26 protein-coding genes are annotated in these 24,116 nt (G+C 51.0%); 10 read left to right on the forward strand and 16 right to left on the reverse strand.

All coding sequences use genetic code 11. The annotated features are described in order from the left end of the window. Positions 1 to 63: 63 nt before the first annotated feature. The gene (locus tag KH389_RS17325; protein WP_213605891.1) at positions 64 to 1,179 is read left to right on the forward strand and encodes an AraC family transcriptional regulator; all 1,116 of its coding nucleotides are present in this window, start codon (positions 64 to 66) and stop codon (positions 1,177 to 1,179) included. Here KH389_RS17325 and KH389_RS17330 read toward each other — a convergent pair. After that, positions 1,176 to 2,774: a phytoene desaturase family protein gene (locus KH389_RS17330; protein ID WP_213605892.1), complete on the reverse strand. Its 1,599-nt coding sequence runs from the start codon at positions 2,772 to 2,774 to the stop codon at positions 1,176 to 1,178. The genes KH389_RS17325 and KH389_RS17330 overlap by 4 nt on opposite strands. A gap of 293 nt (positions 2,775 to 3,067) precedes the next feature. Between KH389_RS17330 and KH389_RS17335 the strand changes: the two genes are divergently transcribed. Continuing rightward, complete coding sequence (locus tag KH389_RS17335; RefSeq protein ID WP_244988645.1) at positions 3,068 to 3,943, forward strand: TauD/TfdA dioxygenase family protein; 876 nt, start codon at positions 3,068 to 3,070, stop codon at positions 3,941 to 3,943. Positions 3,944 to 3,968: 25 nt separating this feature from the next. Continuing rightward, on the forward strand, positions 3,969 to 4,283 hold the full coding sequence (locus KH389_RS17340) for an EthD family reductase (protein ID WP_213605894.1): 315 nt from the start codon (positions 3,969 to 3,971) through the stop codon (positions 4,281 to 4,283). A gap of 101 nt (positions 4,284 to 4,384) precedes the next feature. Here the strand turns inward: KH389_RS17340 and KH389_RS17345 are convergent, their stop codons facing one another. The 8 genes from KH389_RS17345 to KH389_RS17380 all read right to left on the reverse strand — a co-directional run bounded on the left by KH389_RS17345 (position 4,385) and on the right by KH389_RS17380 (position 12,203). After that, positions 4,385 to 5,524, reverse strand: a complete 1,140-nt coding sequence (locus KH389_RS17345; RefSeq protein WP_213605895.1) for a PLP-dependent cysteine synthase family protein — start codon at positions 5,522 to 5,524, stop codon at positions 4,385 to 4,387. Between the two features lie 32 nt (positions 5,525 to 5,556). After that, the gene (locus tag KH389_RS17350; protein ID WP_213605896.1) at positions 5,557 to 5,934 is read right to left on the reverse strand and encodes a Rid family detoxifying hydrolase; all 378 of its coding nucleotides are present in this window, start codon (positions 5,932 to 5,934) and stop codon (positions 5,557 to 5,559) included. Between the two features lie 106 nt (positions 5,935 to 6,040). Beyond that, positions 6,041 to 7,543 (reverse strand): FAD-dependent oxidoreductase, encoded by a 1,503-nt coding sequence (locus KH389_RS17355; protein ID WP_213605897.1) that lies wholly within the window; start codon positions 7,541 to 7,543, stop codon positions 6,041 to 6,043. A gap of 278 nt (positions 7,544 to 7,821) precedes the next feature. Then, the gene (locus tag KH389_RS17360) at positions 7,822 to 9,132 is read right to left on the reverse strand and encodes an NAD(P)/FAD-dependent oxidoreductase (protein WP_244988646.1); all 1,311 of its coding nucleotides are present in this window, start codon (positions 9,130 to 9,132) and stop codon (positions 7,822 to 7,824) included. 70 nt (positions 9,133 to 9,202) lie between these two features. After that, positions 9,203 to 9,868, reverse strand: coding sequence for an amino acid ABC transporter permease (locus tag KH389_RS17365; RefSeq protein ID WP_213605898.1), 666 nt, complete (start codon positions 9,866 to 9,868; stop codon positions 9,203 to 9,205). Between the two features lie 10 nt (positions 9,869 to 9,878). Then, positions 9,879 to 10,547, reverse strand: a complete 669-nt coding sequence (locus tag KH389_RS17370) for an amino acid ABC transporter permease (protein WP_213605899.1) — start codon at positions 10,545 to 10,547, stop codon at positions 9,879 to 9,881. After that, a complete protein-coding gene (locus KH389_RS17375) occupies positions 10,531 to 11,334 on the reverse strand; it encodes an amino acid ABC transporter ATP-binding protein (protein ID WP_007987612.1) in 804 nt (267 codons plus the stop codon). The genes KH389_RS17370 and KH389_RS17375 overlap by 17 nt, the downstream gene beginning before the upstream one ends. Before the next feature lie 47 nt (positions 11,335 to 11,381). After that, the gene (locus KH389_RS17380) at positions 11,382 to 12,203 is read right to left on the reverse strand and encodes a substrate-binding periplasmic protein (protein ID WP_213605900.1); all 822 of its coding nucleotides are present in this window, start codon (positions 12,201 to 12,203) and stop codon (positions 11,382 to 11,384) included. 275 nt (positions 12,204 to 12,478) lie between these two features. Here KH389_RS17380 and KH389_RS17385 point away from each other — a divergent pair, with 275 nt between their 5' ends. Continuing rightward, positions 12,479 to 12,982 (forward strand): Lrp/AsnC family transcriptional regulator, encoded by a 504-nt coding sequence (locus KH389_RS17385; RefSeq protein WP_150750594.1) that lies wholly within the window; start codon positions 12,479 to 12,481, stop codon positions 12,980 to 12,982. A gap of 45 nt (positions 12,983 to 13,027) precedes the next feature. On the opposite strand, the gene KH389_RS17390 is transcribed toward KH389_RS17385, so the two are convergent. Further along, positions 13,028 to 13,639, reverse strand: coding sequence for an acyl carrier protein phosphodiesterase (locus tag KH389_RS17390; RefSeq protein ID WP_213605901.1), 612 nt, complete (start codon positions 13,637 to 13,639; stop codon positions 13,028 to 13,030). A 303-nt stretch (positions 13,640 to 13,942) separates the two neighbouring features. Between KH389_RS17390 and KH389_RS17395 the strand changes: the two genes are divergently transcribed. The 5 genes from KH389_RS17395 (at position 13,943) to kefC (ending at position 18,372) form a co-directional block, all read left to right on the forward strand. Next, complete coding sequence (locus tag KH389_RS17395; protein WP_008015729.1) at positions 13,943 to 14,275, forward strand: carboxymuconolactone decarboxylase family protein; 333 nt, start codon at positions 13,943 to 13,945, stop codon at positions 14,273 to 14,275. A 44-nt stretch (positions 14,276 to 14,319) separates the two neighbouring features. Beyond that, the gene (locus KH389_RS17400; RefSeq protein ID WP_213605902.1) at positions 14,320 to 15,444 is read left to right on the forward strand and encodes an alkene reductase; all 1,125 of its coding nucleotides are present in this window, start codon (positions 14,320 to 14,322) and stop codon (positions 15,442 to 15,444) included. 169 nt (positions 15,445 to 15,613) lie between these two features. Beyond that, a complete protein-coding gene (locus KH389_RS17405) occupies positions 15,614 to 15,832 on the forward strand; it encodes a tautomerase family protein (RefSeq protein WP_213605903.1) in 219 nt (72 codons plus the stop codon). A gap of 190 nt (positions 15,833 to 16,022) precedes the next feature. Beyond that, complete coding sequence (gene kefF, locus KH389_RS17410) at positions 16,023 to 16,544, forward strand: glutathione-regulated potassium-efflux system oxidoreductase KefF (protein ID WP_213605904.1); 522 nt, start codon at positions 16,023 to 16,025, stop codon at positions 16,542 to 16,544. A 1-nt stretch (position 16,545) separates the two neighbouring features. Continuing rightward, entirely contained in the window at positions 16,546 to 18,372 is a 1,827-nt protein-coding gene (gene kefC, locus KH389_RS17415; RefSeq protein WP_213605905.1) for a glutathione-regulated potassium-efflux system protein KefC, read from the forward strand. Positions 18,373 to 18,410: 38 nt separating this feature from the next. Here kefC and KH389_RS17420 read toward each other — a convergent pair whose 3' ends face one another. The 5 genes from KH389_RS17420 to KH389_RS17440 all read right to left on the reverse strand — a co-directional run bounded on the left by KH389_RS17420 (position 18,411) and on the right by KH389_RS17440 (position 21,798). Next, positions 18,411 to 18,740, reverse strand: a complete 330-nt coding sequence (locus tag KH389_RS17420; protein WP_213607543.1) for a thioredoxin family protein — start codon at positions 18,738 to 18,740, stop codon at positions 18,411 to 18,413. 71 nt (positions 18,741 to 18,811) lie between these two features. Then, positions 18,812 to 19,507, reverse strand: a complete 696-nt coding sequence (locus KH389_RS17425; RefSeq protein ID WP_213605906.1) for a DsbA family oxidoreductase — start codon at positions 19,505 to 19,507, stop codon at positions 18,812 to 18,814. A gap of 65 nt (positions 19,508 to 19,572) precedes the next feature. Further along, positions 19,573 to 20,196, reverse strand: a complete 624-nt coding sequence (locus KH389_RS17430) for a TetR/AcrR family transcriptional regulator (RefSeq protein ID WP_213605907.1) — start codon at positions 20,194 to 20,196, stop codon at positions 19,573 to 19,575. Between the two features lie 174 nt (positions 20,197 to 20,370). Continuing rightward, positions 20,371 to 21,144, reverse strand: a complete 774-nt coding sequence (locus tag KH389_RS17435) for an SDR family NAD(P)-dependent oxidoreductase (protein WP_105347532.1) — start codon at positions 21,142 to 21,144, stop codon at positions 20,371 to 20,373. Positions 21,145 to 21,243: 99 nt separating this feature from the next. Continuing rightward, positions 21,244 to 21,798 (reverse strand): OsmC family protein, encoded by a 555-nt coding sequence (locus tag KH389_RS17440; RefSeq protein WP_213605908.1) that lies wholly within the window; start codon positions 21,796 to 21,798, stop codon positions 21,244 to 21,246. 300 nt (positions 21,799 to 22,098) lie between these two features. Here KH389_RS17440 and KH389_RS27840 point away from each other — a divergent pair, with 300 nt between their 5' ends. Beyond that, on the forward strand, positions 22,099 to 22,998 hold the full coding sequence (locus KH389_RS27840) for a hypothetical protein (protein ID WP_244988648.1): 900 nt from the start codon (positions 22,099 to 22,101) through the stop codon (positions 22,996 to 22,998). Positions 22,999 to 23,475: 477 nt separating this feature from the next. Here KH389_RS27840 and KH389_RS17450 read toward each other — a convergent pair whose 3' ends face one another. Beyond that, positions 23,476 to 24,039 carry a TetR/AcrR family transcriptional regulator gene (locus KH389_RS17450; protein ID WP_213605909.1) on the reverse strand — a complete coding sequence of 188 codons (564 nt, stop codon included), beginning with the start codon at positions 24,037 to 24,039 and terminating at the stop codon, positions 23,476 to 23,478. Positions 24,040 to 24,116 lie beyond the last annotated feature (77 nt).

Here is a 24,116-nt window from a genome sequence, read left to right on the forward strand (position 1 = left end):
AGCGCCAGGTAAGGGTCTCACCTCTTTCCGAGCAAGCATTGCGTGGCAGCTAACGGACATACAATGACCCGACCTCTCACCGTCAGTGCCACTTGGCTTGTAGGCGTCATCGAGGAACTGGCTCGTCAAGGTATCGAGCCTTCCCGTCTGGGCGCTTCATGGGCTAAACATCTGGAAGACGTGGCGCCGACGCGGCAGCTACAACTCGTGCAAGTGAGAAGGCTATGGCAGCGCGCAATGCAACTCTCCCAGGATCCGCTGCTCGGCTTGAAGGTTGGCGTAGCACTGCCACTGCAATCAATGAACGTCGTAGCACTGGTGTTGATGCACAGTATCTCCTTACGCCAGGCGCTCGCCCATACGGTCAGGCTGCAGCAATTGGTTAGCAACTCTGGTCGTTTTTTAATTGAACCTGCTTCCAACAATGGTGTTCAGCTGGTTTACCACATAACACCTAGCCCTGCGGCCATGCACCCTGCCCAAATAGATTCGCTGTTTGCCGCGTACATGCGCCTTCTCTATAACTGTATGCCGGCTGACCGTAGGCCAACCAGAATTGAGCTACCTGGTACTGACGCGTGTTTAGCCGACCGCTATCAAGTCTACTTTGAATGTCCGGTCATTCTCGGAGTCGAGCAAGCTCGTGTCGTATTTGGCGCTGAACTGCTGGACTCACCCTGGCAGGCTGCTGATCCAACACTGCTTCGCATCGTACTCGGTCGCGCGGAGACGCTGCTTAAAACCCAGGGTCGCTCTGACACGCTCGTTGATTACGTGACAGCAGCCATCGCCGCGCAGGGATTTTCAGAAGCGAATTGCGACAGCGTAGCGCGCTCGCTGGATCTCAGCAGGCGTACTCTTCAGCGTCGATTGGCTGAGCGCGGTTCATCTTTCCGCCAATTACTGGAAGCGGTGCGTATGAGCGAGGCATTGGAAGGCCTGGCTGATCCCAATGTGCCGCTTGTGATGCTGTCAGAACGGCTGGGCTACGCCGAGCCCAGCGCTTTTTCGCATGCGGTGCGAGGTCATTTCGGTAAAGCACCTAGTGCGCTGCGCCATGAATTAGCAAGCAGCTTCTTTGCAGGAGGAAAGGCTCTTGCAATCAACAGCACTGAGAGTTCTGACCACCAAAGGACGCCTTGTAAAGCCGATCCGACCCGGTGTGAACTTGAGGGCTAAAGCTCTCGGAAAAGGTCACGTTCAAGAACGGCACTCGCTGCGACCAGACCACTGACCATCGCGCCACTGACTCCGGCAGCGGTCACATCCTGCCCACCGAAGAACAGACCTTTAATAGGGCCGTGCGCGCGCATCCAGCGCTGTGCAAAACGAAGCGGCGTTTGCTCATATCCCATGAAATTGCCGTGGCTACGGTTTAGAAAGTGATTGAAGGTTAGAGGTGTAGCTAACTCGGCATGAGCAATGCTTCCGCCAATCTGAGGATAATGTTTTAAGGCCACGGCCATGAGGTCTTCGCTCAGTCTTGCCGTCATATCCTCGTACTCTGCACCTCTGTGCTTCCACTTCGTGCCAGTGAAACGCTCGAACACAGACCAATCAGTTAAGCCGCAAATATCCATCGTGCTCTGCTTAGGGTGGCGCTCGGGCCAACTCGGATCCCGCAGTGATGGATGGGCAATGAAATGCAGGGGCATGGGCTGTCCCTCTGGATCAGCTTTGTACCGTGCGAGGTTCGCTGGGAGATCGTTGCTTGGGTGCACCCAAAGATTGGCTGGATGAATATTCAGATCAGCGTTTGCGATGTCGATGCCTAGGTTCAGCACAGCAAAACATTGAGTTTTACCAATACTCTTAGTTACTTCGCCCAATGGCTGCGCCAGTTCAGGATTTGCATGAGCCACCAGCGGTACGGTCTGAGATATACCAATCGCACTGACGACTCTGTCTGCGCGAATCTGGCTTCCGTCAGCGGTTTGTACACCTACCACGCAACCATCACACATCTCGATGCTCACAACCTCAGCCGCAACCAGGCAAGCCCCTCCTGCAGCGCGGACAGTGTCGGCCATTGCTGTGGCTATTCGTTGCGAACCGCCAACGGGATAGCTAGCACCATCGATGTAATGGCTGAAAACCATGGCATGTATCGCAAAAGAGGCCTCCGCAGGGGAATTGCAGTAGTCGCCGTAGTTCCCACACCAGACTGCCTTAAGGTCAGCGTTGTCAGTCAATTCGTCCAAAACATCCTGCACTGTGCGCTGTGCAAGTGGCATGAATGCAGTCTGAGCCCTGGAGAACGCTGCCTCAGACATGGATTGTGGCAAGGCCCGCTCTCCGAAGAAAGATTTCGCAGCCCGGCTTGCCTCACCGACTAGCTCTACGTAACGATCGATCGCACGCGCGTCCTTCGGAAAGTAGTCCTTAAGCCGATCCTTGTAGGCTTGTGCACCGGCCATATGATCGTAGCTTTTGGCACCTACAATAATGCGATTGTAGTTTTCGGGCATGGGCGCCCATTCAAGCTGACCGCCCGAGACTTTGTCGAACAGGCGATAGAGGCCACTCGTTTTGCGGTGTACCTCACCCATATAGTGCAGGCCTACGTCCCACTCGAAGCCTTGGCGTTTGAAGGATTGCAAACAACCGCCCAACACTGCGTGGCGTTCGAGCACCAAAACTCGCTGTCCTTCGAGAGCCAACAATGCGGCTGTGCTTAGGCCGCCTGCGCCAGAACCTATAACAATCGTGTCAAACCTGCTGTCCAGCTCTCCACGAGCCAACGCGCGCTTAAAACTCAGATCGTAATCGCTCATCGTCCGTCCCCTTCCCTGCCCTTTCCGGGTTTTTTATTGATTATCGGTGCGCAGTCGCTACGCAGCCTGGCTGAGTGTGGGTACGTGTGGAATCGGCGGGAATGGCACCACACGCCAAAGATTTGTTTCGACACGACAATTGAAAAGCGGGAACACCAACCGCCCAAGGTATTGGCACCCCAAATCAATTCTCTGTCGCACGTTATCAACGACAGCAGAGGACTGGCATCGGAGAATCCCTCCACGGTCTTCCTGTGATTTATTTATAAAAACGAGAGAAAGGGACTGCGATGATGGACAGCAACTTTAGGCATATTCAGGTGGAACCCGAGGCTTACGGTTTTGGCGCCAGGATTACTGGTATCTCGATTGATAAGCCACTCACGGCAGCTGTACTAAGTGAGGTGAAGGAAGCGTGGGCAAGACACTCGGTAATTTACTTCCCGGATCAGCCGCTCTCCCACACACAACTGGAAGCGTTCACGCTTCAGTTTGGTGAGTTCGGCGTAGACCCATATATCCTCCCGATGGAGGCGCATCCGCACATTCTCGAACTCAGACGCGAGGCTGATGAAAAGGCAGTTAACTTTGGTGCCCAGTGGCACTCAGACTGGAGCTTTCAGGAACAGCCGCCGGCGGGAACCATCCTACATTCCAAGATCACTCCGCCCGTAGGTGGCGATACGCTTTTTGCCGACGGCTATCGTGCCTACGATGACCTGTCTGAGACGATGAAGGGACTCATGAATCATCTTGTCGCGATACATTCTGCAAGCATGCCCTATGGCAAAAATGGCCTGTTCGCAAAAGAGACTGAAGCGCGCTCAATGAAGATAGTGGTCAGTGAAGACGCTGACAAAACCTGGCCGCACCCGCTGGTACGTGTACATCCCGTAACGGGTCGCAAATCCCTCTATGTGAGCCCTGTCTACACGCAGGGTATTCAGGGTCTGACTCATGGAGAATCAACGGCACTGCTGAATTATTTGTATCAGCACATGGTGCAGGAGACATATGTCTACCGTCACCGATGGGCGCCGAACATGCTTACTCTGTGGGACAACCGCTGCACGCTTCACAATGCAGAGGGTGGCTACGACGGCCACCTACGCCTCATGCATCGAACAACCATCTCAGGCGAACGCCCTGTTGGTGTTGCCGCCGTTTAATCAATAAACCAGGGAAATACACCCAATGATTGACGTAAGCATACTGTACCCGAATGAAGCTGGCGCAACCTTCGACTTCGATTACTATCGTGAGCAGCATATGACGATGATTCAGCAGAAGATGGCCGGGGCCTGCAGTCACTTCACTATTGAAAAAGGACTTCAAGGCCCAGTGCCTGGAAGTGCTCCGACCTACATTGCGATAGGTCATCTCTTCTTCGAATCACTCGACGCGTTCACTTCCGCATTCGGGCCGCATGTCAAGGCTATCGGAGCGGACGTCGCCAATTACACCAGTCTCAAGCCCGTCATCCAGATCAGCGAAGTGATCGTCGGCTGATCCCCAAGAAACCGATTGGCGCACACCGAAAGGCACCTGTTTTTAAGAACCAGGTGCCTAAACATTTGAAGCCTGCATAAGAGTCATCACATTATTAATAACTAACAATGAGCCACAACACTACTGCCGCATATATTTTTACATAGACTGATCAGTGACACATCCGAACTCTTTCCGTCGAGAAACAAATTCAAATATTTTTCATAAGGTTTTATGTCAATATTGGCTTCTTTAAGCCAGTCAGCATCGTAATACGTAGAGGCATAACGATCTCCCGAATCGCAAATTACCGATACTATCGACCCTGTCTGCTTCTGTGAGCGCATTTGCTCCGCAATGCAACAAACACCAAAGAAATTCGTCCCCGTAGAACCACCAACTCGACGTGATAGCCGCTCTGAAAGAACGTGCATGGCAGCAAGTGAGGCTGCATCTGGAATCTTTATCATGTGATCGATGACATCAGGGATGAACGAAGGCTCCACTCTAGGCCGACCAATACCTTCGATCCGAGAGGGAGTGGAACAAGTGCTCGCTTTATCCCCAGTATCGTAGGATTCGTAGAAAGCAGAATGCTCAACGTCAACTACACAAAGTCGAGTGTTCAGATGCTTATACTTGATATACCTTCCGATTGTAGCTGACGTTCCTCCAGTGCCGGCACTCATAACTACCCAAGCTGGTTCAGGATCTTTCTCCATCGCCATTTGCGAAAATATACTTTCGGCGATGTTATTGTTGCCACGCCAGTCAGTAGCGCGTTCTGCATTTGTAAACTGGTCTAAATAATGACCGCCCGTTTCACGAGCAAGTTGCTCGGCGACCGTATAGATAGCCCCAGGATTGTCAACAAAGTGGCATGTTCCTCCTAACCGATTGATTGCATCGATTTTTTGGCAACTGGTGGAACGCTGCATTACTGCAGTAAAGGGCAGATTTAGGAGCTTAGCGAAATACGCCTCACTGACAGCTGTTGAGCCAGAAGATGCCTCGACTAACAAAGTACCTTTCTTTATCCAGCCATTGCATATGCCATACAGGAAAAGCGATCGTGCCAAGCGGTGCTTCAGACTGCCTGTAGGGTGAGTAGACTCATCCTTCAGATAAATCGATATCCCAGGCAGCCCATTAAAATCTAAAGGAATCAGATGTGTATCGGCAGAGCGATTGGCATCCCCCTGCAACACGCCGATCGCCCAGCGAGTCCACTCTTTATCCTGATTACCGAGATTAAGATTCATAAATATCCTGTATTTGGCTACTGATTCAACATTCAGTCCAGCGCGACAATGGCATCTACTGCAACGAGGGCTCCTTTTGGTAGTGCGGAAACCTCGAATGTGGCGCGAGCAGGGAACGGAGAAGAGAAATAAGTAGCATATACTTCATTCAACTTCGCAAAATCACTTAGATTCGTGACCATTATTGTTGTTTTGATAGTTTTTGATATACCGGTACCCGCCGCTTCAGCAATCGCTGAGATATTGCTGAGGCACTGTTTCATTTGAAGCAAGGCATCGTCCGCCACCAGCTCTCCTTTGTCTGGGTCAATGCCTAGCTGCCCCGAAACAAATAGATATTCACCATGGCAGACTGCTTGGGAATAAGGGCCAACGGCAGAAGGGGCTAACAAAGTTGAAATATTTCGCATAAAAAAATCCCTATCCATTATTAATGGATATTAACAATTTATAATTTTATGTCAGTAAAGGTATCGACTAGCGATACCTTTCATGAGCCAAGCAAGGACAAATAATTCAATCAGCGAAAATTTTTCTTGTTTGAGTTGAATTGCTGAACGGAACAACCCCTACCATCTCAAGCTCGGCATAATCGGTGAATTTATTATAAATCTCTTCAGCATCTTCAAGGTATAGCGATTTCGTGATACCACGCACCGCGCGAGGAACCGAATATCTAAACCCGCTGATAGCCGAACCGGAAAGCCCCATGCTTACAAGGGCGCTATAGGTAAAGTTGAATATATTCTTAATGTAGGGGGCTTCACCAGGCGTTTTTTCGACAAACTCAAAATTCTCACCCAGGTAGGGATGGCTGGATATTTGAGCATCTTCCTCCCCTTGGACAGGACTATATTTGTCTTTCCACAGTGCTATGTCATTGGCAATACTTGAAAGCTCTGGGCGTAGTGAAAAATCGTTCACAAACCCAACAGCAACTATCAAGTAGTCAACCTTGAGCTTGTCTCCAGACGCAAGGGTAACCTCAACTTGTTCTTTTTCGTCATCAATGACGAGTTTCACCCCTTCCCAGGCCGCATTGGTACGAACGCTCGCACCTTCTAAACCTGACAATCGATTGTAGGCGTCCTGCGGAGCTGGAATGTTGTACCTGAACATATGCCGCATGTATTTCCACTTTAGGGAATTATCCATATCAGCGTAATGATTAAGAAACCCTGCTTTTGCCATCCAGATTTGAGGATTAATACGCTGAATATCCTTGCGACGGATACAAACAGTCGCCTCTAACGCTCCCGCTTCAAGTGCGGTCGAAGCGTTGTCGAATGCAGATGCACCTGCGCCGAGAACAGCTATCTTCTTCCCTACAAGCTTGGAAAAATCAATATGCTCTCCTGAAGATGCATATCGATCCTTAGGCAATGCCGATGAGATGAACTTGGGTACATGCCACGCCCCGCTGCCATCAACACCTGTTGCAACAACCACTCTGCGAGCATAAACAACGTCGCGAGCCGATATTTCACCTCGAATATCGAATCTGTTCAATTCTAGTCGAAACAGTTTTCCTTCTGGAATGACGTTGGAGACACCCGTAAGATTCTCGACTGGGATCTTCAGCGTATCGCGGCACCATGTAAGATACTCTTGCCAGTCTTCTTTCGGAATTTTGATCAGCGCTTCCCAAGCCTCTTCGCCGTATTTGGCTGTGTACCAAGCTTGAGGTGCAAGACTCGTTAATGACGCATCTATACCTGGCAAATGCTTTACGGTACGCAAAGTACGCATCCGCGCAGTATTGTTCCAAGGGCCTTCCAGTCCCTTAGGCTGCCGATCGAAAACAACGATGTTATCAACCCGTTCGCGCAGAAGGCCCGCAGCGATTGCCAGCCCGCCTTGGCCTCCCCCAATGATCGCAACGTCATAAACATGCTTGCCGCTAGGGTGCGTCTTGGTCAGCACCCAAGGGTCATGAGGAAATCTTAGAACGTGGAGATCGGCTTGTACCCTGGACGCCAATTCATCTAGAGCACTATATTCTGTTGAATTCACACTCATTTTTCTTCACCTATCTACATAGATCCGAAATACAGGTCATCTCGTCGCAAACAGCCCTGGAGGCCATCCTTTTCGCGATTTAGCTAATTGGGCCCGATGAAGTCAGTGTATTCTTCCTACACCAAAAGCAGTTTCTAAACTTCACCGATAAAGTCACAAAAAGCTGAATAAAATTCTAAAAAAATACGATCTATTGGAAGTATTTTCCAATGATTAGCCATCGCGCGAACGACAACCTCCTATTACACCACCGAGACCACGAGTTTTTTTCGTTTTAGCTACGTAAAAAGTAACGTATTACGATAAAAACGAATTCCCGCGTCATATGCCTCTAAAGCGATCTCACGCATTGGATATTTCGTAGACTTTCTCAGTGGCAACGGAGTGATTACATCATCGCCGAGTGCGATTTGAGCCAGCATTTTTCCGAAATAAGCATTTGGTGCAATGCCTCGCCCATTGCATCCGATGGTTGCAAAGATACCCGGGCGCGGTTCAACGAGATGCGGCAATCTGTCGACCGTTTGGCCAAGCGTGCCTGACCACCGATAGCCCCATTTGAATGTAGGCGCGAAAGGGTAGACAAACTTCATTGCGCGGTTTACCCAGTTATCCCCTTCCGAATGAATGGGAAGGAATCCAATAGATCCAACATGTAGGCGTCCAACTGGGTCATATCTGAACCAAAGCGGTATCTTATGGGTGTCCCACATGGCGATGTAGTGAGGCAAAATTCGCTCTCTCCACTCAGGGGGCAGCGGATCTGCAGTGGCGATACCAAAAGCACCAAGAGGCATTATTTCTTCTTTGAAACCTGGTACCAGATCATTGCTGTATGCGTTGGTTGAGAGAATGACCTTGTCGGCTTTTATTGTCGTATTGCCGGTGGTGGCAACCCATCCGTTACCTAAAGGCTCCAGGGATGTCACTTTAGAGCCGACGGAAATTCTAAGACCTCTGGCGACTGCGGCTCGCGCTAACCCGCGCACGTAGGCAAGGGGTTGAAGCGTAAATCCGCGATGATCGATCAGTGCAGCTTTATATCGGGTCGATCCGTTCATCTCTTCGAGTTCAGAGCCATAGACCATCTGAACATTCGCGCCCAAGGCTTGCCAATCCGAGGCCTGGGTTTCGAGTTCTCGTGTTTTCTGAGGAGACGTTGAACAGCGGATGATAGGCCTTTCGTCAGCGGCACAGTCAATACCGTAATCGCGTATCAGTTGACGGACGACGTCAGGCGCGCTGCCCAACTCTTTCAAAAAGAGCTGACCGTAATCCGGGCCGAGCGCACGAAGAATTTGTTCGGGCGAGAGAAACTGACCAGGATTTACCTGACCCGCGTTCCGTCCGCTAGCACCAGAACCAATTTCTTGGGCTTCAACCAATATTGTCCTAGCGCCGCGTTCTGCACAGTGGAGCCCAGCAGTCACGCCATTGAATCCGCCGCCAATGATCAAGACATCGCAGGACTCTTGCCGCGCCAGAATCACGCTTTCTGGCTTTTCCCCACCGGTCGCAGACCACATTGAATGGTTGATTTCAGATTCTTGTCCGCTAATGAAAGGTCTATCGCCATTAAACATAGTCATCCTACTTCGCTACGAGCGCTTAATTTATTAACTGTTTTCAATCGCCACAAAGGGTTGGTTTTTTGCTTAACTAAATAGCCATGGTATGCAAAATTTTCCGCTCCAGCGCCGTGACAGCGCGAGTAATAGGAAACGCAATTACAAAATAAATTACTGCAGCAGCGGTCAAGAGCTCCACCGGATGCCCTGTTCGGTTAGATATATTTTGACTAACGAACATCAAATCAGCCATACCCACGGCGGAGACGAGTGCACTCTCCTTAAACAAGCTAGTGCAATTAGATAAAAGCGTGGGAGCCGCTCTGAGGAGCGCCTGCGGTAGAAGAACGTACAATGTATGGACACGGTAAGTCAGTCCGAGAGCAACCCCCGCATCATGTTGTTCTTTGCTAACGAAACTGAACGATGCACGGAACGTCTCACTGCTTATCGCCGCCATATACAACGTAAGCGCGATGATTCCACAAGTCAGGTTCGAGAGTTCAACACCCAATACCAGAGGCAAGCAGAAAAACATCCAAAACAACTGAATGAGCACTGGAGTGCCGCGAAACAGCGCCACATATACGGTACTAATCCCATATATAATTTTGTTTTTTGAGCTGCGAGCTATGGCCACGATAAAGCCTAAAGCGCAACCCAATACCACACAGATTGCTGTAAGCTTCAGAGTTAATAAAAGGCCAAAAAGCAGCGCAGCCTTGTAATCGAAGATTACTGAAAAATCTAATTCCATGGCCGCGTCCTCATGAGTTTTCCGCTTTACCGCGGCGCTCTATGTATTCTACGAGCTGAGATATTGGGAACGATATCGCAAAATATATGAGTGCAATAACCGTGAACACTTCGATAGGGCGATAGGTATCGGTGGCCAAGATTTTCCCCATGTACATTAGATCTTGCAAGGCGACGATCGCAACGAGTGCCGTTTGCTGAAAAGCGCCGATACCATTTGCAACCAACACGGGTAGAGCCGAGCGAAATGCTTGGGGCAAGACTACATAGACTGTTCGTTGAAACGGAGAGAGACCTAACGCAATAGTCGCATCGTACTGATTACTTTGCACTCCCTGAATGGCCGCCCTGTACGCTTCTGCGTTGAATGCTGCGAGATTAAGTCCAATTGCCAAGATCCCCATCGTCAATGCGTCTATGTAAACATCGAAGATGATCGGTATGCAGTAAAAAAACCATACGATCTGGACAAGCGCAGGAGTACAGCGAAAGAACTCAATAAACAGAGTGAAAGGCCAACGGAGTATCGGATTGGGGCTCATTACCAGGAGCGCAATAACGAAACCCAGAGTCAATCCTATAATGTTCGCCGCCACGGTGAGCTGTAGGGTTACGACTAACCCTTTCAGTAGTGGCCAGAGCCCGTTCGCGATAAAGAACAAATCAAATTGATAGTTCACGTTTGACTCCTTCAGTCTCGCCAATATGAAAGACTCGCTGAATGAACTCTCTCGTTCGAGCTTCCTTCGGCCTACCGAGTACCTGCTCAGGAGGCCCGTCTTCGACCACTACGCCGCCAGCGCAGAAGATCACCCGGGAGGCAATGTTTTTGGCAAAGTGCATATCGTGAGTCACTATAACCATAGGCATGGATTGTTCAGCCAAATGCATAATGACTTGCTCGACTTCAGCGACAAGCTCAGGATCAAGAGCCGACGTAACTTCGTCGAACAGCATCAATTTTGGGTCAAGCATTAAAGCTCTGGCGATGGCCACTCGCTGCTTTTGTCCACCAGACAGGTGGGCTGGATAGGCTTTTTCCTTTCCTTCCAATCCAAATCTGACTAACAAACCACGTGCTCGCTGTTCTGCCGATTGTCTTGACTCTCCCCGAGCCTTGATCGGCGCAAGCGTCAGATTTTGTAAAATATTCAGGTGCGGGAACAAAGTGTAATGCTGGAAAACCATACCAATGTTACGGCGAATATCCTTATCAATTACGGTTCTTCCGAACTTATCAGTCGTAATGTAGTTTTTACCTTGAAACAGTAATTGGCCCTTATCAATATCTTCTAGACCCATCAACACTCGTAGCAACGTACTTTTTCCGCCACCACTCGGCCCAATTACGACGACCCGATCACCAGGGCACATGCTAATGTCCAAACCTTGCAGCACAGGTTTTACGCCGCCTGCGTAGCTCTTGTGCAGCCCCTTCATTTCTACGAGATAGTTTGCATTTGCCATTAGCTTCTACTCCAAATTCAGACAGCTACTACCGATCACTAGGAAAATTACTTAGTCTCGTGTGCGATAGCTTTTTTGATTAGCTCATCCATATGACCGGTCGTGACGGCATCATTGATATAAAGGTCTAATACTTGAAGATCAGCGTATGAGGTATCGCGCCGTAGGCCGAACGAAACACCTTTTTTATCGATCGCTGGCACAGGTCTAAGAACTACAGCCCAATCGGTATGCGAAGCAGCGAAAAGGTCATTAGCTGCCGACGTATCGAAAATCACATCAGCTCGTTTTGACATAACCGCTAAACGGATTTCGTCGGGGCCAGGTAGCCGCATGATCGATGCGTTTTTGATGATGGCCGTTAAAGACTTATCCTGAGCTGTGCCAGATGACACCGCGATGGTGACTCCCGGTTGGTCGATATCAGCAACTCCCTTAGGCTGATTCGTCTTGGGATTTTTCTGGTTGTAAATAAAGGTCGATTCGGTAGCTGAAAGGTTTTTCGAGAACACGATAGAGAGCGCACGTTGCGGGGTAGCCGTAAGTGCCGGTGCCAAATCCCATTTTCTGGATTGCAAGCCAGCAATCATGTTGTCCCAACTGGTGTCCACAAAGACGGGTTTGACCTTCAGTATTTCGGCGAACTCTCTGCATGCGTCGACAAAGAAACCTGAATACTCCCCGGTAGCCGGGTCTTTCATGATGTAGGGCGGAGCCTCCGCCGTGCCACATCGAATAGATCCAGATTTTTGGGCTGCGGCCCATATGCCATCCCCCTCACCCTCGGCGTAAACGCCTGATGATCCGGTAACCACTCCTACTAGAACCAATGCCGGTAACAGACGCATGCCCATACGTTTGAAAATCATATCGGTATCTCCCAGTGATGCGCTGGCCATGCGCAGATTTGAGGGGATGGCCCTCTGAGCCTCTTGTTATTTTCAGCGCGCCTGCTTTGGGGCTGGGACGCGCCTCTTTTTTTCTCCTTGATGAAGCACTCCGCTCGATCCGTCTCGCTGTTGAAAAAAGACTACCATTTGACAATAGGTAAACTATTGCAAAATTTCCACACCTCAACCTCTTGACTTGGAAGCCACTTCCAATGTTTTCTCTATCCGTGCAATATTTTTTCGAGGCTGTATAAATGACCAGTTCTTCAAAGCTGCCGGATCGTTCCTCCCGTCTAGACCGTATCGATCGTCGAATTTTGGCGGCTCTTCAGCGCGACGCTACTCAGCCCGTAACCGAGCTCGCAGAGCAGGTCGGGCTCTCCATGACGCCTTGCTGGCGCAGAATTCAGCGCTTGGAACAGCAAGGTTTCATCAAGAAACGTGTCGCCATCCTGGACAGAACCACGCTGAATGCAAAAGTGACAGTGTTCATCATGATCAAAACTAGAGAGCACTCCATTGAATGGATAGATCGTTTCTATCAAGCGACTCGCGATATGACAGAAATTGTTGATATCTATCGGATGAGCGGTGAGGTTGATTATCTGATCCGCGCTTTCTTGCCAGATATCCAAGCCTATGACGTACTTTATAAAAAAATCATTGGTCAGTTACCCGTGGCGAACATCACGTCCATGTTTGCAATGGAAGAAATAAAATCGACAAGCGAAGTACCGCTTGATTTTATTCCAGACTAAATCAGCTTCAGAGGCAGCTCTCTGTATTCAGACGAGCTGCTTGGTCTAAACGCTAACCAACGGAATTGGTAGTGTTTTTCCTAATTCCGAATCGGGTTGGGCGTACTGCCACAGCAGTGGGTAGAACTCTAGAAAATCCGCACTTAGCGGCTCATACAGCGCTGTCAGCTCTTCGTATGCCCCACGCAAGCCTTCTGGTTGGGATAGGCGCTGGGAAATGACTTCCAGCCCATGTCCGATCATCGAAAAATCCCTATACGCGCCAAGCCAATCTTCCGAAATAATCAATGGCGCGATCTTGGCCAAGCGCTCCGGCAACGCGGGCTCATCCTTTAAAAGTCGGTAGATTTTTTGAGAAAAAACGTCCAGGGGCTGATCGGCGTATCGCGCCCAATCCCGCGCTAAGCAATGATCAAAAAACATGTCGAGAGCGATACCCGCGTAGCGACGTCTTGTCACAGGAAATCGCTCCAGCGCCCTTATAACCAGTGGATGGGAATCCGTAAAAGCATCAATTCGGCGATGTAGCCTGATTGCCTCTGCAGTCTGCGTAGAGAAATTTCCTAAAAAAGTCCCCTTTACAAAATCCCCATAAAGACTCCCCAGCAGCTGCTGTGGCTCCTGACCGCCTAAGTGGAGATGTGCAAGGTAGTTCATCAGCGACTCCTACTGACTATAGGGCTTTTGGGAGGGTTGACAGCGCTGGGCGCCGCACGTCCGAGATCGGCCCTCCACATAAACGCTACCATTCACTAGGTAGGTCATCAATAGCAGATTTAAAGCCGCCCAGCCACCCTAGCTCTTCAGCTGCATGCCGCCCGTAGCCACCTTCAAAATGTCATGACAACACCGATTGTCGCTTTTCTCGTTGCACGCCTACCAACTAGATGGTAGCGTATATGCATATTCAAATTTTATCCCCGTGAACCTGCAGGGCGTTAACGCCCACGTGAGAATCCTATGCAAGATTGGAAGCAAACTCGTCAAGACATCAACGCCCGCCTGGTACAGCTGAATAGCCTGTCCCCTGAGACCTTGAAAGGTATGGCTTCGCTAGGAGGTGCTGGCGCGAAAACAAATCAGTTGGACGCCAAAACACGCGAACTGATTTCGTTAGCCGTAGCGGTAACTACCCGCTGTGATGGCTGCATCGCTTTTCATGCTGCAGAGGCCAAAAAGCTCGGCGTTACTACTGAAGAGGTGGCAGAAGCTTTGGGCGTAGCAATCAACATGAACGCAGGGGCTGCGCTGGTCTACAGCACTCACGTGCTCGACGCCTTCGACAAGTCATAAATCTTTCTCCGCCCTTCAAATCTTTAACGACGTCGAGATTAATCATGAATAAGCTGTTCACCCCTTACGATTTGTCAGGCATTGCGCTGAAAAACCGTGTTGTCATGGCGCCGATGACCCGCACCCGTACCCTGAACAACATTCCAAATGAATCCAACGCACTGTATTACGCGCAACGTGCTTCTGCCGGCTTGCTGATCACCGAAGGCCTGCCTATCTCCGACGAGGCTCGCGGCTATCTGTACACCCCTGGCATTTACGAAGATGAGCACTTGCCTGGATGGCGCAAAGTCACTGAAGCCGTGCATGCCAAGGGTGGGAAGATTTTTGCGCAGCTCTGGCACGTTGGCCGCATGTCTCATGTCTCGGTGCATGGCATGGTGCCGGTCTCCTCGGGTACGGTGCCTGCGGTTGATACCACGGTGTATGCGTGGATCGAACCTGGCAAATCAGGCCCGGTTCAACCCAGCGCACCACGTGCTCTGGAAACTGAGGAAGTAAAACGCGTCATCGCCGACTTTGTGAAGTCTGCGCGGATGGCAATGGACGCAGGTTTTGATGGTATCGAAATCATGGCGGCGAACGGCTTTCTGTTCGATCAGTTCCTGAGCAGCGCCCTGAACACTCGAACCGACCAGTACGGTGGCTCCATTGCCAACCGTCAGCGCTTCCTGCTGGAGACCATTGACGCAATTGCTGCTGAAATCGGTGGTTCCCAGATTGGTGTACGTTTCTCGCCGTTTGGTCGCCTGTATGACTTCGGCGTGTACGAAGGTGAAGAAGAAACCTGGATGAGCATGGCGGCAGCCCTCAATGAACGGGAACTAGCGTTCGTTCACCTGAACTACCAACCAACCATCCTCGCCGCGCAAACACCTCCGGGTTTCGGCGCCGCCTTCCGCGAAGCCTACAAAGGCACCTTGATGGCTGCTGGCGGCTTCACCAAAGAGATCGCAGAGTCTGAACTGGCCAAAGGTGAACTCGACCTGATCGCCTTCGGCACCGCCTACATTGCCAACCCTGATTTGGTAGAGCGTATGCAGAACGGTTGGCCATTGGCGGAAGGCGATCGCGCAACCTACTACGGCGTCAGCGATTCGATTGACAAGGGTTACACCGACTATCCGACTTACGCTAACGCTGCTCAGCGGGTTCCGGCTGAAGCGTAATTGCTTTAAGGCACAGCCTACGTTGAGTTCTGCGTGGGCAAGCCTGTCGTAGTGCGGAGCCTACCAGTCATGTCTGCTGTAAAGACCGGATAGAGCCCGCGCCCCAAAGTCACGAAGATACGGGCGTCTTCGGTACTGACCTATAGCCCTTACTGAAATGGAGCACACTATGCCGTTAGTCATTATTAAAGGTATCGAAGGCGTTTTCACGGAAGAACAAAAAACCGAGGCGATTCACAAAGTTACTGAGGCTATGGTCTCTGTTGAGGGTGAAAACATGCGCGCTGTCACTTGGGTTCTTTTCGAGGAAGTCAAAAGCGGCAGTTGGGGAATTGCAGGAGAGCCGCTCACCGCAGAAAAGGTGCTTAAGCTACAAGCAGGCGAATAAAGCGCTGCCCTGATAATCAAGCCTTTTCTGGATTTGGTGCATCTCGTTCCTTGGGACTTGGCATCTTCTCCAGGAAGGGCTTTTTCATTCAAAACACATTAATTGGCTTCAAAGTGCTTGAACCAAAACCATCCTTAACGTGGTGTGGGGTCTATCGCTCATTGACCTAACGGACATCCTGGAGGTCATCTTGATTCTTATCATTTACGCTCATCCCTATCCCGAAAAATCACTTGTTAATCAAGCAATGCTCGAACGCGTTTCCAGCAATCCGGACATAGTCGTACGCTCCCTGTACGACCTTTATCCAGATTTCAATATCGACGTTGAGGCTGAACAGAGAGCAGTCGATCAAGCACAGCTGCTCGTATTTCAACATCCGATGTATTGGTACAGCTCCCCGCCCCTTTTGAAGTTATGGATCGATAAAGTATTCACTCACGGTTGGGCATACGGCAAAGGCTCTGTCGCCCTCAAAGACAAGAGTCTGCTGTGGGCCGTCACGACGGGTGGCGAGCACGATCATTTCCAAATAGGCAATCACCCAGGTTTCTCGGTGTTAGCTCAACCCCTCCACGCAACTGCAATCTATTGCAGCATGCGCTGGCTGAACCCGGTCGTGGTACACGGCGCGTATGCAGCTGCACCCGACTCCCTACACTCACAAATCGAGCACTATTACGCGCGCTTGGCCTCCTGGAAGGAAGATTGATATGGAGACTCACAGTCTGATTGAAATGCTCATTTACTTGGGCTCAGCCGCCTTGATAGTCCCCATCGCCGTTCGGTTGGGGCTGGGCCCGGTATTGGGTTATTTGCTTGCCGGTTGTCTCATCGGCCCATGGGGGCTGAAGCTCGTTACAGACGTCAAGACCATTCTGGAGTTCGCTGAAATTGGCGTCGTCTTGATGCTATTCATCATCGGACTTGAACTCGATCCCAAACGGCTGTGGGCCATGCGCAGAATGGTGTTTGGCGGAGGCTCACTTCAGATGCTGGCCTGTGGCGCCGCTATCGCTTTGTTCTGCGCTGCGCTTGGTCTGAACTGGACAGCCGCTCTGCTGGTTGGGCTGACACTAAGCCTTTCTTCCACGGCGATAGCCATGCAGGCGATGAATGAGCGCAACCTGACCTCGACCGCCGTTGGGCGTAGTAGCTTCGCCGTGCTGCTGTTTCAGGACATCGCGGCCATTCCTTTAGTCGCCATGATTCCGCTGTTGGCTGCCAATGGTGGTACCCCTTCTGGCGCAGCCCTGGCGCTTTCGGTCGCCAAAATCGTTGCAGCGATTGGTGCCGTCGTGGTGCTGGGCCAGTACGTTTCTCGACCCGTACTGCGCTTCGTCGCACGATCTGGCTTGCGTGAAATCTTCAGCGCCGTGGCGCTTTTTTTGGTATTCGGGTTCGGTTTTCTCCTGGAGGAAGCAGGCTTATCGATGGCCATGGGAGCATTCCTCGCGGGAGTATTGCTGGCCAGTTCCGAATACAGGCACGCCTTGGAAAGTGACATTGAGCCGTTCAAAGGCCTGCTGCTTGGTCTTTTCTTCATTGGCGTCGGCATGTCGATTGACTTCGGCACACTGATCAATTCGCCTTTGAAGGTCATGACCCTCACCTTCGGTTTCATACTGATCAAGCTTTTGGTGATCAAATCCGTGGGCCGATTTTTGAACGTTCCTGCGGGTCAGCGCTCATGGCAGGCTGTTTTTTTAGGCCAAGGGAGCGAGTTCGCCTTTGTGGTTTTCGGCGCTGCGACGGTTGCCGGCCTGCTGACAGACCCGTGGGGAAAAAGCCTCACTCTGGCAGTTGCACTCTCCATGAGCTTAACGCCCTTGCTAATCCTGCTGCTCGACAGACTAGAGTCCGCAGCCAAAAAAGACAGCCGGGAGTCCGACATTATCGACCAGCAGGATCCGCTGGTAATCATCGCCGGATTTGGTCGTTTTGGACAGGTCGCCGGGCGCCTCTTAATGTCCTGCGGAATCGAAGTGGTGGTACTGGATCACGACCCCGACCATATTGAGACGCTGCGAAAATTCGGGGTGAAAGTTTTTTATGGGGATGCCACGCGTCTTGACTTGCTGGAAGCTGCCGGCGCAGCCCAGGCGGTTGTGCTGATCAACGCGATAGACGACCGGGAGGACAACTTAAAGCTGACCAGGCTAGCCCAAGAGCACTTTCCAGCGTTGAAGCTGGTCGTGCGCGCTCGCGATATGGAGCACATCATCACCCTTCGACAAATGGGGGTGAATGCGGTCGAGCGAGAAACCTTTGAAAGCGCCCTTTCCTTGGGACGAGTTGCGTTAGTGCATATGGGCATAGGACGATACGAGGCTCGAGAAAGAGCTGATCGGTTCCGACGCCTGAATCTTGAGATGTTGGAAGAAATGGCTGCTCAATCAGCTGAAGATTCTGAGTTCAAATACGATGCCTACAAACGGGCAAACGCACTTCTTACGGAAATATTCAACGAAGATCGAGCTCATCCGATCAATAACTGGCCGGATCAAGGTCGAGCCAAGGCGGAAGAGAAAGATAGCTAAACGAAGGTCGAAAAATCCAAACCCATCCTGAGGTCGGTCTACAAGACGTCCTTTAAGTCAGCCAAGATTGCTTTCTTCAACGCGGCAACCGAACGAGAGCCGGCCAGGACTAAGCGCAACCGCCCTTCATGAAATATCGCCAAGGATGGCACTGACCGGATACCGTACATTTGGGAAATCGTCGGCGAAACAGCTACATCAATCCTTCCGAATGCGGCGCGAGAATGCAGCTTGTCTGCCAGGTCGTGAAAGACCGGCTTCATTTCCTTGCATGGCTTGCACCAAGACGCCGAAAACAGCACGACGCTGCTGCCTTTTGCAACAAATCGGGCGAACTGTTCGGCTTTCAAGTCTACGACATGGTTCATTTGCACCTCACCCACAACGCCATTACAAATCCAGAGATTGCAGCACCACAGGTGCTGCAAAGCCTCTAGCATCAATTACATCCATCAAGACCACAGACTTGACCACTGAACGACTCATCCTCACCCTTTGATTCCAAATACATTTGATTCAATGCCTGGAGAAAAGCCTCTTGAGGCTGAGCACCCGAAACAGAAAACGAATTGTTGAAAACAAAAAAAGGAACGCCTGAGCCGAATTGGGCCGCCGCGCGCTCGTCTTTCTGCATCTGAAGGTGCAGATCCCGGGATGACCACGCGAGTCGAATCGACTCATCAGATACCCCTACCGACTTTGCTATTGCCTCTAAACTATTTCTGTTAAAGAGCGACTTACCCTGGGCAGTGCTTTGCTCATAGAGCGCTTCCACCAGGTTTTTCTTCACTGCTTCATCTTCGACTGCTTTGACTAATACGTGCGCATCCGCAGTGTCACCAAACAGCATGGTTTCGAAACGGTAATCGAGCCCGGAAGATTGGCCATATTGCTTTACCGTACTCATCATGCTTACAGCAGCGGCTGGACTACCCAATTTACGCTTGAGGGCTCCTACCATAGGCTCAGCAACATGGTTCGGGGCAAGGCGGTAAGCTCTAACGTTAACTTGAACGCTGTCCTTGTGAGGGAAATTTTCAAGCGCGTTTTCAAAACGACGCTTAGCGACCCAGCACCAAGGACAGACGTAATCTGACCAAATATCTACTATGAATTTCTTCGAAACATTGCTCATAAATCACTCTGATTTGAAGGAAATAAAAGAAGTCGTCGCTATTGAGGGAAGGCTAAAAGCGACTGCTAACAACTCTGTTGATGCCCGCTGGTTTGTCTGATTTCACGAGCAGCCATTGCGGCTGATCGCTCCACCGATTCGAGCAAGCAGTCGAACCCAGCTAAAGGATCTGCCGATCTGCCCAATGTCCAATCAATAAGACTCGCCCCCTCTAATGCGCTCAACAGCATGAATGCATAGGATTGAGCGGGCTTGGCCAGTAACCAGCCTTTCTGAATAGCTGCCTCACTGATGGTTCTCTGGAGCCAGTCAAGTTGCGTCTCGAAAAAGACTCGAGTAAGAACTTGAAGCGATAAAGGTAGTGCGGCCATTTCTGCCGCCAGTGCGCCACACAAAGGTAGAAGCCCATCATTCGCACTGACGACAAACAGACGAGAAAAAGCTCGAAGCCGCATCAAAGGATCCTTATCAGTGTCTTCAATTGACCGAATGGTCGCTTCGAAGCGATTGATCGAGTCTTTGATTAACTCTTGACCGAGACACTCTTTGGTCGGGAAGTGATGATGAATACTGGCTTTTCTAATACCAATCGTCGCGGCTAGATCAGCGTAACTAAATGCTGAGTAGCCCTTAGACCTCATCTGGTTTTCCGCGACTTTTAACAGCGCTGCTCTTGTCGAAACAGACATTGAAAACTCCTGCGGCTAGAGTCAGCCGCCCTACACCAAAAGCTGGCAAGCTGCTGCCAACTGGGCCAGTCAAATGGCCTTGGATTAACGTTCTAGCCATTGCACCTCCCAGCACTCTTGGTGATGGAATGGAAGTCGACTTAGGCGACTTCCATCAGACAGCGTTAGCTGAAATCAGGCACGAACAGCCATAATTCCCGCATCCACGTCCCAGATAGCACCGGTCACCCAGGATGTCTTGTCCGACAGCAGGAACACGATGGTGTTAGCCACATCTTCCGGAACACCAACTCGACCCAGTGGGTGGAAATCGTTCAGCGACTTCATCGCTTCTGGGATCGCCTCTTTGTCCATGAAACCTTCATAGATCGAGGTGTGAACGATCCCTGGCGAGACGGCGTTTACGCGGATACCCGAGTGAGCCAATTCAATTGCCAGGTTACGGGTCAGGGCGTGCAGACCTGCCTTCGCCATGGAATAGGCAGAGGCCGGTGAACCTGCCAGTGCAGCCTGTGCACCGATGGAGCCGACGTTGACGATTGATCCTTCGCGCTTGGCGGCGAGCATGTTCTTGACCACTGTTTGGGTGATAAAGAATGTCGCACGATTGAGAGACAGGTACATGTCGTACTCAGCTTCGTCGTGTTCGGTGAAGGCTTTGGGAATGAAAATGCCAGCGGAATTCACCATCAGGCTGATATCGCTGTGGTTGGCGTTGATTTCGTTGCGAACGAAATTCATACCCTCTTCAGTCATGAGGTTTGCGACTATCACGGAAACCGGGCCAAAAGCGCTCAACTCGCTACGAACGGCGTCTGCCTTGTCTTGTTTGCTGCCTGTCAATACCACGCTACCACCAGCTTTAAGCACCATGCGGGCTGTTTCCAGACCCATACCACTGGTACCACCTACCACAAGCAGTTTCTTACCTTTGAAAAAATCGTTCATTTCATACTCCAGCTAACCAAGTTTTCGAAAATTGCAGCGCCAGAGGATCATTCGCCTGCTGGCGCTCTTAGGGTTCAGAGAAATCAAACCCGTTGAAAATCAGTCCTCACGAACCTCGAGGGTCGGCACCATACGGATGGCTTTCGAGAAGTTGGCGTAGTTGACCGAAGTCTTAATCACATTTTTATGCAGCTCTTCCACGCGCTCACGAGGTGCGTCGGTGTGCAGACGAACGACAAAGCTCACTTCGTCGTAGCCTGGGTTGACGCTCTCGTCGAGACCCAAGAAACCACGCAGGTCGAGGGTACCGTCCGTCTCAATTTCCAGACTGTGGATCTTGATACCCATCATGGCGGCGTTGGCCGCATAGCCGACCGACATGCAAGCGTTCAGAGCGGCCATCAGCAGTTCTTGAGGGTTAGGCGCACTGTTCTGGCCCAGCAATTCATTTGGCTCATCGGCGACGATTTCGAAATCACGCGAGTAGGTCTCCCCTGCGAGGCTGTAACGGTTGACTTTCGCCACAGAGCGCGTCTGGCCTTTCCACTCGGTCTTAACGTTAAAGCTGGCGTGGCGCTTGCCCGCATCCTCAGCAACACCTTGGGCAAACTGCTGCAGGGCGGCTACGTCAATACCGTTCAGGTTATTTGTCATTTGGTAAATCCTCTGTGCAACGCATTTTTTGCGCGTGGGTTGATGTTCGACGAAACAACTCTACCAACTGGTAGGGAGGCATGCAATAGAATTTTTGAAATTGCTTGATGCACCAAAGCCAGCAAGGAGTAATCTACTCACAAGCCCAGCAAACATAGCCCACAGCGAAGCACCGTCTATCCGAACGGACAGACGGCAAAACGCCTACGAGTAGGATGGCTTAAACCAAAGAACGACTATTATGCTCTAAGTCTTTACTAGGCTTATAAAATTTGTTGAAAAGTATTAGGGAGAGTAATCATGAACCGTAAAATTGCTTCAGGTCTTTTTTTATCAGCAATTGGAATATACATCGCAGGGCCTCAAGCATCGTTACGTACAGAGGCCCAAGAACTGCCCATCGCAAGTTCTCTATCGATTGCTGATAACGAAGCCAAACCTACCGGTGCTGATCATGACGGGGCCGACGCATTAGCACGAAGTGGTGCTGAGCATGGCGCGGGCCAGGTGGCCGCTGACGGTGCCGATCACGTCGGGGCAAAAGATCTAGCCGCTGACGGCGCCGATCATGTCGGAGCGAAAGACCTGGCTGCTGACGGTGCCGATCATGTCGGGGCCAAAGGTCTAGCCGCTGATGGTGCCGATCACGTCGGAGCGAAAGACCTGGCTGCTGACGGTGCCGATCACGTCGGAGCCAAAGGTCTGGCCGCTGATGGTGCCGATCACGTCGGAGCGAAAGACCTGGCTGCTGACGGTGCCGATCACGTCGGAGCCAAAGGTCTGGCCGCTGACGGTGCCGATCACGTCGGGGCGAAAGGTCTGGCTGCCGACGGTGCCGATCACGTCGGAGCCAAAGGTCTAGCCGCCGACGGTGCCGATCATGTCGGGGCCAAAGGTCTAGCCGCTGATGGTGCCGATCACGTCGGGGCCAAAGGTCTGGCTGCCGACGGTGCCGATCACGTCGGAGCCAAAGGTCTAGCCGCCGACGGTGCCGATCATGTCGGGGCCAAAGGTCTAGCCGCTGATGGTGCCGATCACTTCGGAGCGAAAGGTCTGGCCGCTGACGGTACTGATCATGTCGGGGCAAAGGGACTGGCCGCTGACGGTTCGGATCGCGCGAGTAAAAATCAAGTGGCTTCCAAAGATACTAAGATTCGGATCGGTGGTATTGGCTCCGATGCGGTGGCTTCACTTAGGTAGTTGGTCAATTCATAGGAGTAGGGAGTGAATCCTATGGATATGTATCTCTAAAGGTCGCGGTGGGAATGGCAGTTAGCTGCCACCTCCCGCACCGATACGTGCGCTCAACCGCATACGGCTCCTCGCCTCAGTGACGCGAAGCATTCCTCTGATTAAGGATGTGAAATTCTGGTTTTGGGGGCTTTATTGCCTTCATAGACGACATCCCGGAGACCGAAACCACCAAGACGAAGCAGGTTTTCGTCGGCGCGTGATAGTTGGAATCCCCCCCCCTTCCACCTGCGATGCTGTACAGCCTAACGGAAAAACTCGATCAGCTTTGCCATCGAAACGTGAAAGGGAGAATCAATCTTGACTAGGTGTGGTGCTAATTGCGCTAGGAGATGCTGCGTCTGCCATTGCGCTACCCACTCACCTGTCTTCCGCATAAAATGCCCCCACGGAGGAGTGGCACTTAGATAAAACCCTAAGCGCGGGTTACGAAACGATAATATTTTGCAAAATCAAATTAAATCCAGACTGATCAACCGTTTTGTCGCTAAGTGCCCAAGAAACAAAACTGCTGCCTTCAAGCAGGCTCAAAATCGCTCTTGAAACCTCTTTCGGATTCAGATCCGCCTTAATAACTTTTTGGGATTGACCTATGGCTAGATTACTTTCCAACCACGAAAGATGAATCTCAAAAAACTTCTTAGTCAACTCTTTAAGGCTTTCTGGCAGCGCAGACAGCTCAGCTGCAAGCGCACCGCAAAGTGGCAGCATGCCGTTATCCGAGCTATCGACAAAAAGCTCGGCAAATGCTTTTAGCCGACCTACTACATCATGACTCTCTTCGTTTATTGATTCTAGATTCTTGGAAAATCTGAATAGATAACTCTCAATAACAGCAATTCCAAGCCCTTCCTTTGTAGGGAAGTGATGATGAATGCTCGCCTTTTTTATCCCAATTTCGTCAGCCAGATCGGCATAGCTAAATGCAGCGTAGCCTTTGGTGCGCAGCAATAACTCGGCGGTGGTTAAAAGGTCGGAACGCGTACTCATAAAGCTTACCTAGAGTTTTTAATGAATGCATATTAGCTGCCTTAAGGCAACAGTTCAACTCTAGAGATGAGAGGACG

Source organism: Pseudomonas qingdaonensis (genome assembly GCF_018398475.1).
GTDB classification, from domain to species: domain Bacteria; phylum Pseudomonadota; class Gammaproteobacteria; order Pseudomonadales; family Pseudomonadaceae; genus Aquipseudomonas; species Aquipseudomonas palmensis.